General features: G+C 56.0%; 11 protein-coding genes and 4 pseudogenes. 9 read left to right on the top strand and 6 right to left on the bottom strand.

Features of this window, described 5'->3' with window-relative positions:
* Positions 1–115: 115 nt before the first annotated feature.
* Together mdlD and F8N12_RS09695 are read right to left on the bottom strand one after the other, a co-directional pair.
* Entirely contained in the window at positions 116–1441 is a 1326-nt protein-coding gene (mdlD, locus tag F8N12_RS09700; protein ID WP_020300865.1) for an NAD(P)-dependent benzaldehyde dehydrogenase MdlD, read from the bottom strand.
* A 49-nt stretch (positions 1442–1490) separates the two neighbouring features.
* Positions 1491–3086, bottom strand: coding sequence for a GMC family oxidoreductase (locus tag F8N12_RS09695; RefSeq protein WP_032904492.1), 1596 nt, complete (start codon positions 3084–3086; stop codon positions 1491–1493).
* Positions 3087–3377: 291 nt separating this feature from the next.
* On the opposite strand from F8N12_RS09695, the gene leuC reads away from it, so the two are divergent.
* Entirely contained in the window at positions 3378–4790 is a 1413-nt protein-coding gene (leuC, locus tag F8N12_RS09690) for a 3-isopropylmalate dehydratase large subunit (protein ID WP_020300863.1), read from the top strand.
* A gap of 6 nt (positions 4791–4796) precedes the next feature.
* Positions 4797–5441 carry a 3-isopropylmalate dehydratase small subunit gene (gene leuD, locus F8N12_RS09685; RefSeq protein WP_020300862.1) on the top strand — a complete coding sequence of 215 codons (645 nt, stop codon included), beginning with the start codon at positions 4797–4799 and terminating at the stop codon, positions 5439–5441.
* Positions 5442–5455: 14 nt separating this feature from the next.
* Here the strand turns inward: leuD and F8N12_RS09680 are convergent, their stop codons facing one another.
* Positions 5456–6202, bottom strand: coding sequence for an IclR family transcriptional regulator (locus F8N12_RS09680; RefSeq protein ID WP_032904489.1), 747 nt, complete (start codon positions 6200–6202; stop codon positions 5456–5458).
* A 186-nt stretch (positions 6203–6388) separates the two neighbouring features.
* On the opposite strand from F8N12_RS09680, the gene F8N12_RS09675 reads away from it, so the two are divergent.
* The 6 genes and pseudogenes from F8N12_RS09675 to F8N12_RS09650 all read left to right on the top strand — a co-directional run.
* Positions 6389–7855, top strand: coding sequence for an MFS transporter (locus F8N12_RS09675; protein ID WP_057445146.1), 1467 nt, complete (start codon positions 6389–6391; stop codon positions 7853–7855).
* A gap of 18 nt (positions 7856–7873) precedes the next feature.
* The gene (locus tag F8N12_RS09670) at positions 7874–8920 is read left to right on the top strand and encodes a cupin domain-containing protein (RefSeq protein ID WP_020300859.1); all 1047 of its coding nucleotides are present in this window, start codon (positions 7874–7876) and stop codon (positions 8918–8920) included.
* The gene (locus tag F8N12_RS09665) at positions 8917–9774 is read left to right on the top strand and encodes a fumarylacetoacetate hydrolase family protein (RefSeq protein WP_020300858.1); all 858 of its coding nucleotides are present in this window, start codon (positions 8917–8919) and stop codon (positions 9772–9774) included. The genes F8N12_RS09670 and F8N12_RS09665 overlap by 4 nt, the downstream gene beginning before the upstream one ends.
* On the top strand, positions 9771–10946 hold the full coding sequence (locus F8N12_RS09660; RefSeq protein WP_077748053.1) for a 3-hydroxybenzoate 6-monooxygenase: 1176 nt from the start codon (positions 9771–9773) through the stop codon (positions 10944–10946). Before F8N12_RS09665 ends, F8N12_RS09660 begins: the two co-directional genes overlap by 4 nt.
* Before the next feature lie 104 nt (positions 10947–11050).
* Entirely contained in the window at positions 11051–12313 is a 1263-nt protein-coding gene (locus F8N12_RS09655) for an OprD family porin (RefSeq protein ID WP_077748054.1), read from the top strand.
* A gap of 358 nt (positions 12314–12671) precedes the next feature.
* Positions 12672–12906 (top strand): annotated as a pseudogene (locus F8N12_RS09650) (transposase); the annotation flags it as partial.
* A gap of 46 nt (positions 12907–12952) precedes the next feature.
* Here the strand turns inward: F8N12_RS09650 and F8N12_RS27840 are convergent.
* From F8N12_RS27840 to F8N12_RS27835, 3 pseudogenes are all read right to left on the bottom strand, one after another.
* Positions 12953–13171: pseudogene (locus F8N12_RS27840) on the bottom strand (site-specific integrase); the annotation flags it as partial.
* Positions 13165–13380, bottom strand: a pseudogene (locus F8N12_RS09640) (chromate transporter); the annotation flags it as partial. The pseudogenes F8N12_RS09640 and F8N12_RS27840, both read right to left, overlap by 7 nt.
* A 97-nt stretch (positions 13381–13477) precedes the next feature.
* Positions 13478–13606, bottom strand: a pseudogene (locus tag F8N12_RS27835) (Na+/H+ antiporter NhaA); the annotation flags it as partial.
* A gap of 289 nt (positions 13607–13895) precedes the next feature.
* Between F8N12_RS27835 and F8N12_RS09630 the strand changes: the two are divergent.
* On the top strand, positions 13896–14461 hold a 566-nt coding region (locus F8N12_RS09630), incomplete at its 3' end, for an alcohol dehydrogenase catalytic domain-containing protein (RefSeq protein WP_150580258.1).

Raw genomic sequence — 14461 nt, 5'->3', positions numbered from 1 at the left:
GCATGCAGTTGTTTATGTTGAGCTCGTCACGGTTTATGTGGTCGCGCGATCAAGGCAGGATTGCAAAGAATACCTGCCGTTGACCTGCCTCAGGTTCGCGGAGTTGGTGTTTTATTTATACCGGCTTGCCAGACTCAACTATCCGTACAGACTTTTTGTGGGTAAATGCCAGGTAGCTGTATCGGCCGTGATATTCGCCCATCCCTGAACCGCCCACCCCACCGAACGGCAGGTATGGCGAAAACGCGTGCACCAGCACGCCGTTGACCTGAGCATCGCCGGCTTGAATGTGGTCGATGACGGGGTTGGCATTGGCTGTGTGGCCTGTGAACACATACACGGCCAGTGGTTTGGAGTGATGTTGATTGATGAGATCGACTGCATTATCCACCGAATCAAAAGTCAGCACCGGCAAAATGGGCCCAAACAGCTCTTCGGCCATCAGCGCATCGTCCCATTGCACTTGGTCGACCACGGTGGCGCTGAATACGCGCCGTTCTGGGTCTGCATCGCCGCCGACCAGCACCTTGCCCGCGCTCTTGCTCAACAAGTTTTGAAGACGCGATACTTGTTGGCTCGTGACGACTTTTCCCGTGGAACCTATGTCGGGCAGGTCCTGCTGAATGCGCTGCGTCAGGCGAGTTAGCAGTTCATCCTTGATGCTGCTGTGGACGTACAAGTAATCCGGTGCGATGCAGGTCTGGCCGCTGTTGATGAACTTGCCAAACATCAGCTGCGACACCACCAGATCGACATCGGCATCGGCCAGGGCAATCAAAGGGCACTTGCCGCCTAGTTCCAGGATCACTGGTGTGAGGTGCGCGGCGGCTGCCTGCATCACTATCTTGCCGACGTTAGGGCTGCCCGTGAAAAAGATGAAATCGAACGGCAAGCTCAGCAGGTGAGTATTCTCATCGCGTCCACCCTGAACCACAGCTATGTAGTTGGGAGAGAACGCTTCCTGAATGATTTTCTCGAGGACCAGTGAAGTGTTGGGGGTGGTTTCGGAGGGCTTAAGGATGCAAGTGTTGCCGCCAATGATTGCGCCTATCAGCGGCGTCAGCGTCAGGTTTACGGGGTAGTTAAACGGCCCGATGATGTAAGTAACGCCAAAGGGCTCTTGCGTGACATAGCACTGGGACGGCGCAATCAGGTCTGCGGTGGGTACCGTTTCTGGTGTCGCCCACTCGTCAAGGTGGGCGAGGGCGAAATCGATTTCGTGGAGGACTGCGCCGATCTCCGCGAGGTCCACATCGGCCTTGGGTTTTCCTAAATCTTCGTCCAGTGCGACGTACAGCGCCTCTTTGTGATTGAGCACTGCCTGTTTCAGGCGCTCCAGGCTGTGTTTGCGAAACTCGATGGGGTGGGTTTGGCGGGAGGCGAAATAGGCACGCTGCGACTCGAATACTGCATCGATGGACTCGGAGCTTGGATAGTTCATGGGTTGTCACCTTATCGAATTCAGTGGATGTTTATGAGCGTCACGCAGATCAGCGAAAGTAATCTTCACAGAGCATTTTGGCAGCGTGCAGGGCCAGCGCCTGAGTGGGCGCGTTGGTGTTGCCGCTAGTAATGTTGGGCATGATCGAGGCATCGATGACACGTAGATGCTCCACGCCTTTCACACGCAGGCGACCATCAACGACGGCACCTTCGTCCTTGCCCATGCGACAGGTGCCGACCGGGTGCCACATGGTGGTGGCGACGCGTTTGACCCATTCGCCAATCTGCTCATCGGATTGCACGCTGGGACCCGGTGAGACCTCTTCGTCGATCACCGGCGCTAGCGATTCCTGAGTCAGGACATGGCGCATGGCTTTCACCGACTCAACGGCCACTTTCAAATCGTATTCGTGGCCGATGAAATTTGGGTTGATCAGCGGCATAGAGGTAGGGTCAGCGTCAGCCAAACGTACCCAGCCGCGGCTTTTAGGCTGAAGCACCACTAACTCGAAGGTCACGCCGGGGCGCGTACCGGTAGGGCTCAAGCCGTCTTTGGAAATGATTGGTACGTGATAGCACTGAACGGTAGGGTCGCCCTGTAAGTTCAGGGGATCCCAATAGCTGACCGTCTCGATACCGCTGCCTGCGGCCGGGCCGTCTTTGGTCAGGATGTAGCGGATCCCTGCCTTCAGCGTCCCAAGGCCCTGGGCAACGCTTTGATAGCCCAAGTTCCCTTTCACATAGGCGCTGAGCGGTACGATAGGGTGGTCATGTAGGTTTTCGCCCACGCCGGGGGAATCGACCATCACCTCAATGCCGAATTCCTGCAACTGGGTCTTGGGGCCTATGCCGGAATGCATGAGAATCTTCGGGCTGTGTACCGCCCCGGCGCTGAGTATGACCTGCTTGCCCTGGATTTGCTGCGTAGTCCCGCCCTGGAGTATTTCGACCCCTACCGCGCGGTGGCTATCGATCAGCACCCGAGTGACCGTTGTGTTCGCCAGCAAGGTGACGCGGCCACTCTCCAGATGACGGCGCAGGTGCGCGACTACGGCACTGCAACGGCGACTGTTCTCGATGTTCGATTGCACCGGTGACACACCGATCTGGCTGGCGCCGTTGTAATCCGGATTGTAGGGCAGGCCGTATTCCTGAAATGCCTTCAGGCAATACTGGTTCAGTTCGTTGATCCCTTTGGGCAGCTGCACGGCCAGATTGCCTTGGGTGCCATGATGTTCATCATGGAACGTGTCGTTTTTTTCTTGCTCGATGAAGGCACGCCACATGCTGGCGTGATTCCAGTCCCCGTCGCCTGCGGTGGCTTCGTCCCACGCATCGAAGTCGCGTTTTTGGCCACGCACATACGCCATGGCATTTACCGACGTGCCTCCCCCCAACACCTTGCCGGAGCGAAAGCGTCGCTCAGTACCATGCTGGGCGACGGTGGAATGGGTCCACACGTGTTTATCCTTGGCCAGGATGGTGCCGAAGCCGGCTGGAATATGGATCAGCGGGTCGGAATCCTTGCCGCCGGCTTCGATCACGGCAATGCTGGCCCGACTGTTCTCGGCCAGATAACTGGCCACCACGCATCCGGCTGCACCACTTCCTACAATCAGCACGTCAAAGCTTTTAGTTGTCATATTTACCCACTGCGGATCGCTCTTGAACGGATGAGTATTGAGGGGGGATAGCGCACTGCCTATCAGACATCGCTATCAAAAGCCGAGATCAGGAATCGTTTAAGCGGGCGCTTTCGCTGTTCAGATTTTACAAATCTGAACAGTACAGTTGGACAACACATAGTACTTTGCCACTCTTTAAAAATCAAAAATAGCGCATTACGATAAAAGCGCTCTATATTGTCTGAGCAAGCTTGCCTACAATCCGGCCAGGCAGGTCCGTAATGATCGATCTGACAAGAGGAGCCTCCAGTGCCCAAAACGCTGCTGCAAAAACTCTGGGAAACGCACGTCGTACGTCATGACCCGGACGGTTCGGCGATGCTTTACATCGATCTGCAGTTGATCAATGAAGTCACCAGCCCCCAGGCTTTTGAAGGTTTATCGGCAGCGGGGCTGAACCCTTGGCGAAGCGGCACGATCATCGCCACCTCGGACCACAATGTGCCGACTAGGGACTTGGCTCTGGGCATTCAGGATCCGGTAGCGAAAATTCAGGTTCAGACGCTTGAGCGTAACTGCGATGACCTGAACCTGCGCCACTTTAAAATGGGTGATCAAAGGCAGGGCATTTTGCATGTCATCGCGCCTGAATCTGGCGCCAGTCTTCCGGGAATGACCATCGTCTGTGGCGACTCTCATACCAGTACCCATGGTGCTTTCGCGGCCTTGGCATTTGGCATCGGCACTTCCGAGATCGAGCACGTTCTCGCCACCCAGTGCCTGCGTGTTTCACCCATGGCGGCGATGAAGGTTCAGATCGACGGCGAATTGCAGCCGTTCGTGACCGCAAAAGACTTGGCCCTGAGCTTGATTCGCAAAATCGGTACTGCGGGGGCCACCGGTCATGCAATCGAGTTCACGGGCAGCACGGTCAGTAGCATGTCCATGGAAGCGCGGATGACCCTTTGCAATATGGCAATCGAAGCCGGAGCTCGCGTCGGGCTGATCGGTGTAGACGAGACCACACTGGCCTACCTGCACGGCCGACCTCATGCGCCGCGAGACGCAGGCTGGGAGGCCGCCGCTACGTTTTGGCGCACGCTTCACAGCGACCCTGGGGCAATTTTCCAACAGGTGGTGAACCTGGATGCAGCAAAAGTTGCCCCTCAAGTTTCATGGGGAACTTCTCCGCAAATGGTGTGCGATGTTCTAGAAAAGGTGCCCGACCCCGCGGACGAAGTAGACCCCGCTAAACGTCAGGCCTTGGTCAGCGCGCTCGACTATATGGGGATTACAGCGGGCACAGCCATCGTTTCAATCGAACTCGACAAGATTTTCATAGGCTCCTGCACCAATGCACGCATCGAGGACCTGCGGGCAGCTGCCCAGGTTGTAGTCGGTCAAAAAGTATCCACGCGTATCAAACAAGCATTGGTGGTGCCGGGATCAGGACAGGTCAAAGCCATGGCTGAAGCCGAGGGCTTGGACAGGATATTCATCGACGCTGGGTTTGAATGGCGCGAGCCCGGTTGTTCGATGTGCTTGGGAATGAACGAGGACCGGCTGCTCCCTGGGGAGCGTTGTGCATCTACGTCCAATCGCAATTTCGAGGGGCGTCAGGGGCAGGGTGGCAGAACTCACCTCGTGAGCCCGGTCACTGCAGCAGCGGCGGCCCTGGCAGGACATTTCGTTGATATAACCGCTGCCCAGATAAGGAGTTGAAAGGCCGTGAAACCATTCAAGCAGTTTTGTGCAGTAGCGGCGCCGCTTGATCGAATCAATGTGGACACGGACGCCATTTTGCCGAAGCAATTCATGAAATTGATCAGCAAATATGGCTATGGCGATTACCTGTTCGATAACTGGCGTTATCTAGACCAAGGCCAACCTGGGGACGACTGCTCGGTACGACCGCTCAACGAGCAGTTCATGCTCAACCAGCCCCGGTTCAAGTCAGCGCAAATCCTGCTGTGCCGAGATAATTTCGGTTGTGGTTCGAGCCGCGAGCACGCGCCGTGGGCCTTGCGTGATTTCGGGTTCAAAGCGCTGCTCAGCACCAGTTTCGCAGATATTTTTTATGGCAACTGCCTTAAGAACGGCGTGCTGCCCATCGTGTTGACCAAGGATGAAATGGATCACCTGTTCTCACTCGCGGCCCGTGATGCTGCGTTGCAACTTGAGATCAATCTAGCGGACCAAACCGTTTCCCAGCCTGAGGGCGTGATCTACCGTTTCGAGATCGATGCATTCCGCAAAAAATGCGTGATGTTGGGGCTCGATGAAATCAGCCTGACGCTCGCTCAAGCCGACGACGTGCGCTTATACGAAAGCAAGCGACGCGCCACCGAGCCTTGGCTGTTTCCAGAGAGCTGACGGCGTTGTGTATTTCATGATCCAGAAGACGCCAACACCGTCATTTTCTGCGTCATCTCGGCCCCGGCCTTCGCAACAATAGGCGCGAGCAGTGTTCTGACTTCCGGGGAGGCATCGACGACGGGTATCACGATGCTGATGCTGCCGATCACCCGTTTATCGTCAAAAACGGCGGCTGAAATACCCGCAGCGCTATTGCCCAATTCGCCTGAAGTGATGACTACGGACTCGTTTCTCAGCGATCTCAGTGTCTGCTTGACTTGCGCCCAATTGGCCCCAAGGCCAAAGCGCTCGAATTCGCCCGTTACGCCTTCGTAGTAGGGTTTGACCTGGCGCAATGGCAGGTGCGCCAGGATGACCTTTGAGGCTGCGCCTTGGTAAAGGGGCCTTGGGAGGCCGCGCTCATAGCTGATGTCTTGCTTGAAACGGGTGGTGAACTCCTCATGCACGCACATGACGTGCTCTTGGAAGTACCGGCATAAAATCGCGATGCTGTCAGCGGGGGCCGCATTCAGCATGTCACCCATGACCAACCTTGCAGCCTGGATCATCGGATCACCCAACCGCATTTTTCTATCCAACGCGATGATTGCTGGGCCCAGCACGTAGCGCCCCGGGGTAAAGGCGCTGATGTATCCGGCACCCGACAGGGTTCGAAAGTAACGGTACGTATGGCTCGCCGATAGTCCTAACTCGATCGCCGCTTCGTCCACAGACCAATCAGATTTGCTGTCTCCACTGAACAATTCGAGCAGGCGCATCAAGCGATCCTGGGAGCTGCCTTTGGGATCTTCTGCGCCTGAGACTTGCATGGCTGACGCGCCGGTTACCTGCTGCTTTATCAACCCTGCCCCCTTAGAAAGGTGTGCTTGACGGAGCCCGCATGTTACCGCCAAGCTCGACCACGAGGTGAGTAAAAACAAAAATAGCGCCATAAGATAAAAGCGTTGACACTTTTTGGAAAAAACATAATTATCGTATTACAACAAATAATACAAAACACCTTAAGGTGTGAGGGTTCCATCATGAGCCAGCTAGCGCAGCCATCGTCCCCCGTCCTCGACATCGCCCCTATTCTCGATCACGGAGAGTGGACGTCCTATCAAAAGCGAATTCTCTTCTTGGTCGCCCTCGTCATGGTGTTCGATGGCGTGGACGCGCAGGTGCTTAGCCTGTCGCTGTCCTCCATTTCAGCCGAATGGGGTATCAGCCGCGCAGCCTTTGCACCGGTGCTTGGATTCAGTTTCGTGGCCATGGCACTGGGGACGGCCCTCGGGGGCCTGTTGGGCGACCGCATCGGCAGAAAATGGACCCTCATCGCGTCCAGCGTAACGTTTGGCCTGATGACGTTATTGGGCGCGCTCGCCGATGACATCGTCTTTCTGGGCGTCTGCCGAGTGATTGCATCGTTGGGCATGGGAGCAGCCATGCCTAACGTCACGGCAATGCTGGCTGAGTACACACCTTTGCGCCGGCGCAGCCTTGCCCTCGCCATCGGGATGAGCGCGTTGCCTTTTGGCGGTATTGTCGTTGGCCTGTTAGGGGCGCAAATTCTTCCTGCCCTTGGCTGGCGCAGTTTTTTCGTGATTGCGGGGTGTGCGCCGTTGATCGTCGCGCTGACGCTGATCATTGGCGTCCCAGAGTCGCTGAGATTTCTGGTGGCGCGCGGCATCAAGCCGGCAGCGTGCCTGAACATCATTCGCCACCTGGGGCATGCGGTGTCATTGACCACCACGTTGGAGGACAGCGGCGAAGCGGCTGCAGTCAAGAAGGCTTCGGTGCGAACGTTAATGGCCAGCGAATATGCCGGCGACACACGGGTTCTGGCGGTCGCTTTCTTTACCGTGATTCTGTCTAGCTACCTCATGTTTACCTGGTCCCCCTCCCTGTTCGTCGAGGCCGGTTACAGCGTCAGTATGTCCAGCGCAAGTATGGCGTTGTTCAGCCTCGGTGGCCTGATTGGAGGGGTGGGCGGCGGCTGGCTGTTCAGTCGCTTCGGTTCGCGCAAAACCATGCTCTGCATGGCGGCGGGGGCGTTGGCCTGCTGCGCTGCGCTGATGGTAACGCCGTTGCAACCTGCTGCGAATTCGCTCCCTATCATCACCGTTAGCCTGCTGCTGCTCGGCCTCTGCGTACCGGGCACACAAGCAATCCTATTCGTGCTGGCGGCGCAGATATTCCCTACCTCAATGCGTGCAAGTGGCGTCGGTTTGCCCGCAGCTTTCGGACGGCTGGGCGCGGTGCTGAGCGCTTTCATCGGCCCCTGGATTCTTGCCAGCACAGGCACTCGGTTCTTCGGTTTTATAGCAGCCATGATGTTGATTCTTTTTGTCGCGCTGACCCTCGTCCGTCGCCACATCGCACGGACCGCAAACCAAGACCGTAGCGATGCACGGCTGAACGAAGTTCGATAGATAGGTAAGGAGATATTTGTGAGTAACAATGCCTTTAGAGATCACATTGCCCATGACAACATGACGCCCCTCTGGGAGGTATTGCGCGGGCTTACCCCGCGCGAGCCCAAGCAGACGGCGGACCCCGTAATCTGGCGCGCCGAAACCATTCGCCAAAATATGAAAATGGCCTGTGAGGTCATCTCCGCCGAAGATGCGGAGCGCCGTGTGCTTGTCCTAGAAAACCCTAAGTTTCGGGGCAAGTCGCAGATAACGTCATCCCTCTATGCGGGTATTCAAATGATCCTGCCCGGGGAGGTCGCCCCCAGTCATCGCCATACGGCGTCTGCGCTAAGACTGATTTTAAGTGGCCAGGGTGGGTTCACTACGGTGCATGGCGAAAAGGTACTAATGAACCCGGGTGACTTTGTCATCACGCCCACGAACGTTTTTCATGACCATGGTGCGCAGGGCACGGAACCTGTGATGTGGCTGGACGGCCTGGATGTGCCTGTTGTGCAAATGCTCAACGCCGGTTTCTCTGCTGATGACCCGAATCTACGTCAGGCCCTGACACGCCCGACAGGCGACTCCAATGCGCGATTCGCCGCTGGCCTGAGACCTGTAGGCGACACCCACGGCGGCCCCGTCAGCCCACTTTTTCACTACCCCTATTCGCGCACGCGTGCAGCGCTTGAACAGTTGTCGCTCGTCGATGAGTGGGACGCGTGCAACGGTTTCAAACTGATGTTTACCAACCCAACGAATGGGCTGTCCCCGATTCGCTCGATGGGTGCCTTTATGCAGATGTTCCCAGCAGGGTTCAAGGGCACGAGCTTTCGTGAAACCGACGGAGCTGTTTGCTGCGTGGTTGAAGGCAGCCTGCGCGTTCAGGTCGGTGACCAAACGTGGACAGCCTGCAAGGACGACGTATTTGTTGTTCCGGGTTGGGCATGGCGTTGTTTTGAGGCGGACGAGCAATGCGTACTGTTCAGCTTTTCCGATCGACCGTTGCAAGAACACCTCGGTTTTTGGCGCAGCGAAATCAATCCGAGCGCAACTACTACACCAGGAGAAAAACCATGAAAATTTGTCTGTTTAACGATAACCGTTTGGGCCTGATTGAGGGCGACATTGTCTATGACGTTTCCCAAGCACTGCGTATTTTGTCACCTGCCCGTTATCCGTTTCCGCGCCATGACCTGCTGATCGCTAACCTGGCCGAGCTACGCCCCGAAATCTCGCTTGCCAAGGGAAGCGCAGCGGTCTTCAAGTTAAGCGATGTCGAGCTGCTTAGCCCCGTCGGTAACCCAGGCAAAATTGTGGCTGCGCCTGTCAACTATCAAGCTCACCTTGATGAAGCCATCGCAGACACGGAGACGTTTACACGTGCCAATGTCCGAAAAATCCAGGAGACGGGCCTCTTCCTGAAAGCTACCAGCTCGCTGATCGGTGTCAGTAAACCGATTGTGATTAATCTTCCAGAGCGCCGTACCGATCACGAAATCGAGCTAGTCGCTGTTATTGGCAAGCGTGCCAAGGATGTGAAGGCGAAAGACGCACTGGCCTATGTTGCCGGATACAGCATTGGCCTGGACATCACGATCCGCGGGCCTGAAGAGCGAAGCTTGCGCAAATCGTTGGACACTTACTCGGTGTTGGGGCCATGGCTTGTCACGGCTGATGAGCTCAGCGACCCACAGGGCTTGGAGTTGCTGCTGGAGGTTAATGGTGAGAAACGCCAGCACGCCAATACTCGGGATTTGATCATGAACGTGGCAGAGCTGATCGAATTCGCCTCGACCTATTACACACTTGAGCCGGGTGATTTGTTGTACACCGGAACGCCCGAAGGTGTGGGTCCCATTGTTCACGGTGATCAGATCAAAGCACGAATTGAAGGGATTGGTGAAATTGTTGTCGAGGTCGTGTCGTCATGAGCCTACAAGATCCAATTGTAATCATTGGGGGGGGCATTGGTGGTCTGGCAGCAGCGCTGGCACTCTCACATAAGGGCTTCAAAACGCTCTTGATCGAACAGGCCGAAGAGTTTCGCGAAGTCGGTGCGGGGATCCAGGTGGGCCCTAACGGTTTTCGCGTGTTGGAGACGCTCGGCGTTGCTGATCAAGTACGCGAACTGACCGTGTTACCCGATGATTTGATCTTCATGGACAGTGTCAGCGCTGAGATGGTTACCACCATCCCGACAGGCGCAGCGTTTCGGGAACGTTTCAAGTATCCCTACGCCTTGGTGCATCGTGCGGACCTGCATTCGGTTCTTCTGGCCGCGTGTCGCGAGTCCGCTGATGTCGAATTCAGGATCGCCACAAAAGTGGTGGGCTACGAAGATGATGGCCTGTCCGTATGCGTGACCACTGACCAAGGTGAAACCATTCGGGGTTGCGCACTGATTGGCGCAGATGGATTGTGGTCGAAAGTCAGAGAGAAAATTGTCGGTGACGGTGCGCCTGTGGTCTCCGGGCACATTGCGTACCGGGCGGTGTTGCCCATTGAGGACGTGCCGCTTGAGTTTCGACGCAACTCGATGATTCTTTGGGGGGGGCCAAAGTCCCACCTGGTCCAGTACCCGCTTCGAGGTGGAAAACTATTCAACCTGGTGGCAGTCTTCCACAGCGACCGCTATGTAGAGGGTTGGAACACCGAGGGCGACCCTGAAGAATTACGCCGTCGGTTTGCCGGCACGTGTGACACCGTACAAACGCTCCTGTCCAAAATTGAAAGCTGGCGGATGTGGGTATTGTGCGATCGTGAACCCGTGAAAAACTGGAGTCAGGGACGTACCACACTTCTGGGCGATGCAGCGCATCCCATGTTGCAATACCTTGCACAAGGGGCGTGTATGGCGATGGAGGATGGCGTCGTACTCGCACAGGAGATCGAAAAGTGTCAGGGTGATTTTGAGTCGGCTTTTAAAGCCTATCAGGCTCGCCGATACCTTCGCACGGGCCGTTGTCAGGTCATGGCACGTGTTCATGGTGAGTTCTACCACGCCGAGGGAGTTGCGGCCGAACTACGTAACAACATGCTCGGCACCCGTACTCCTGAACAGGCGTATGCCGGTCTCTCTTGGTTGTATGACGCGGTAATTTAGAAATCCAGTGACGATCAATTATTCAACGGTGCTCAGTTGCCGGGTTGATCGTCGCTTTCAGCTGCACGCAATGATCATTCTATAAAAATAAAAAGGGTGAAATCGTGAACAACAAAAATTGCGCGCCACTCGTGTGGCCGGCGTTACTGTATTTTTGTGCGCCGGGCTTGGCATGGGCTGAGGATTCGGATTTTTTTAAAGATTCAACCGCTACACTGCAAGCCAGAAATTACTACTTTCAACGCAACTACTTAGATATTCGTGGGACCGAGAAACCCAAGGCTGAAGAGTGGGCTCAAGGCTTCATTCTTAATTTCAAATCCGGTTATACCCCAGGTACTGTTGGGTTTGGTATCGATGCTGTTGCCACCTTGGGTCTCAAACTCGATAGTGGCCGTGGGCGGGTAGGGACGGGCTTGCTGTCTATCAAGGATAGCGGGGCCCCTGCCGACGATTACAGTCGTTTGGGGCCAACCTTAAAAGCCAGGTTTTCTAAAACCGAGCTGAGACTGGGTGAACTTCAACCCGACATTCCCGTGTTGCCCTTCAGCGACATTCGGTTGCTTCCACCATCCTATCAGGGTGTCTCCTTTTCCAGTAGCGAACTTGCTGGACTGACCCTTCAAGGCGGGCGTATCAAATCGACTAGCCTTCGAAATGAAGCCGGGGACGAAAAATTGATCGCCATGTTGGGCTATATCCCGCAACGCGCGTCGCCCAGTGATGCCTTTAATTATATGGGGGGTGACTATAGTTTTAATGAGTCACGTACCACCGTCAGTGGTTGGTACGCCCAACTGGAGGACATTTACCGGCAGAGTTATGTTGGCATTAAGCATAAGCAGTTAGTGGGGCGTTGGTCACTAAGCGGTACGTTGGCACAGTATGATGCTGTTGAAGATGGTGATCACCTAATCGGGAAGGTCGATAACCGCGCTCTGTATGGCACACTCGGGGTGGCAAGGTCCGGGCATGCTGTGACCGTAGGGTACCAAAGAATGTACGGTGACACCGCGTTCCCCCGGGTGTTCGCCAATATTGCGCCCTTGGCCAATGAACTGCCCACTTATGACTTTTCATCACAAGACGAGGTGTCTTATCAGGTGCGTTACGACTATGACTTTGCGGCGGTGGGGGTACCGGGCCTGCTGTTTTCGACTAGATACGTCGTGGGGAACAACGTTGAGACAGGGCGCGGCTATGAAGGTAAAGACAGCGAACGCGATATCGATATGTCTTATGTTTTCCAGAGCGGGCCTGTCAAGGGATTCGGCATCAGGCTTCGCGACGCGGTAGCGCGGTCTAATTACAGAACTGATATTGACGAGTATCGCGTCGTCCTCAGTTATACCTGGAAGCTCCTATAGCGTTGCGTTCGCCCCAGCCCTGCGTGCCAACATCAGGCTTAACCCCAGGACCCGTGCGCGGTCACTGTGGGTCTTCTGCTCAGCCCCCCCCCCTCGCGGCTGCACCCCACTACTTAGTGGGGGGAAGGTTTTGCAGGAGCTTGACCTTGCTTGTTAGCACGGTCAGTACAGTCGATATCCACGCGCGATCCTGGGACACCCAAGGAAACTGTGAGCACTGTCTGGATGTGTTATCCCACAAAGTTTTGACTGGCTCTGGTACGAGTTCCGGGGGAAACACGACCCAAGAATGGCAGTCGTGGATTTCACGCTAGATGTCCGCTTCTCGCGGATTTCTATAGCTAGATAGGCCGTCTGTCCGTCGATTGATCTTGAACTGATGATCTGCATGCTGGACGTGGGCTATTGCTACGGCATTCGCTCAGAGCCGCGATTGTGCGAAGGCCCATTGAATATGGCGTATCGCTGGTTCTGCCGGTTGAGCCTTGAAGATGAAATACCCAATCATTCGACGTTTTAAAAATCCACACGGCCGTTTTCGCGACAGCGATCTCTTTCGCTGGTTGTTTAATGAAGTGCTGGGTCGCTGCATGGACGTAATCTACGAATCTATGAGAACTCAGCACTAATGATGCCGGCTTATGAAAGTGGTAGTGATCCAGTGGCGGCGTACGCTGGAAAAGACATCATTGATTCGGTCGGTTGATGATCGTAAGTGGAGGACAAAACTGCACTGGGTCGATCACCCAGCAGGTTCCAAGCGCGCTTCTTTTCTTCGGCGTAATCATGATACAGGTAGTGACGTCTCACCCGAGATCCGGCCAGTACATGGTTTTGGCACCGATCGATAACATCCAGATCTGACTGCTTGCAGGCCCTGGCAGGAATTGGCACAGTGCCAACAAGTCTGCATAACTGCGTTCGGACAACCAGCGCCGTCGTGTGACGAACTCGTCACGGAAATAGCCTAAGTGCACGATGGGGCCGCCGAAGGAGCTCAGTCCAAGGCGCAGAAAGATGAGAAAGACAGACCACGGGCTGTGGTGGTCAGTGTGGGTGTTTGTCATGCGTTTGCCTTCGTGCATGAAAGTAGCCGAAGGTTTGCCAGGTACCCGGCCGTCCGAGTGAGGCAAACCTGCTGGGCTGAATAGCTGGCGCTCTTGCGCCCAGGAGCAGTGCCAACGACACACCGAGCATGACCGTCAAAGAGCCTTCATTGGCCAGATTGACGCCATCAAGGCTTACGCCGGCATTGGCGAGCGCAAATAACGGCATGATTACATAGGCGACCCAGATGACCGGCGAAGAGCGAACCACGCCGTGGCGCACTTAGCGGATGGCAGCATTTTTTTCGACAGGGAGAGTTCATAGGCAGCGTAGATAGGGGGAGCAGGGACGGGCATAAAATTATTAAAATTACATATTTACAAATCTATATATGGCGAATAGCATTTGCATGTCCGTGAAGTAGCCACGCACCGGACACACAGACCGAAGCGACGTTGTAACGCGCGGGGCGGCTAACCTGCGCCAGCCAAGGGCTGGCTCGCTGCTCCCATCCCTCAATAGAAGGAGACCCAAAATGACCCGTGTTGTCCGTTTTCATCAGATCGGCGGCCCCGAAGTCTTGCAGATCGAAGAGCTCGAAGTTGGCGCTCCGGGCTCCGGCGAGCTGCGCATCCGCGTCGAGGCGATCGGCCTGAATCGCGCGGAAGCCATGTTCCGCTCGGGTGTGTACCTGGAGCCGACGCATCTGCCGGCCCGGCTCGGCTACGAAGCTTCCGGCATCGTCGAGGCGCTGGGCAGCGGCGTTCACGGCTTCGAGGTTGGCGAAGCGGTCAGCGTGATTCCGGCTTTTTCCATGAACAAGTTTGGCGTCTATGCCGAGCAGGCGATCGTGCCGGCCACGGGGGTTCTGAAGCGGCCGGCGGGCGTCGGCGCGGTGAAGGGGGCGGCGATCTGGATGCAGTATCTGACCGCCTATGGCGCACTGATCGAGATTGCCCAACTCAAGCGCGGTGATGCGGTGATCATCACGGCGGCTTCGAGCAGCGTCGGCTTGGCCGCGATCCAGATCGCCAACAGCGTCGGCGCCATTCCGATCGCGACGACCCGGACGCGCGCGAAGGAGGCGGCGCTACGCGAGGC

The organism is Pseudomonas fluorescens, assembly GCF_902497625.1.
Classification (GTDB): Bacteria; Pseudomonadota; Gammaproteobacteria; order Pseudomonadales; family Pseudomonadaceae; genus Aquipseudomonas; species Aquipseudomonas fluorescens_BQ.
The sequence above is the reverse complement of the archived record's forward strand: the minus strand, read 5'-3'. Positions and strand labels throughout refer to the sequence as shown.

Coding starts and splice junctions, on each gene's coding strand:
- F8N12_RS09665 (WP_020300858.1), top strand. CDS start 8,917: ATGAAAATTTGTCTGTTTAACGATAACCGTTTGGGCCTGATTGAGGGC.
- mdlD (WP_020300865.1), bottom strand. CDS start 1,441: ATGAACTATCCAAGCTCCGAGTCCATCGATGCAGTATTCGAGTCGCAG.
- F8N12_RS09695 (WP_032904492.1), bottom strand. CDS start 3,086: ATGACAACTAAAAGCTTTGACGTGCTGATTGTAGGAAGTGGTGCAGCC.
- F8N12_RS09680 (WP_032904489.1), bottom strand. CDS start 6,202: ATGCGCCTGCTCGAATTGTTCAGTGGAGACAGCAAATCTGATTGGTCT.
- F8N12_RS09660 (WP_077748053.1), top strand. CDS start 9,771: ATGAGCCTACAAGATCCAATTGTAATCATTGGGGGGGGCATTGGTGGT.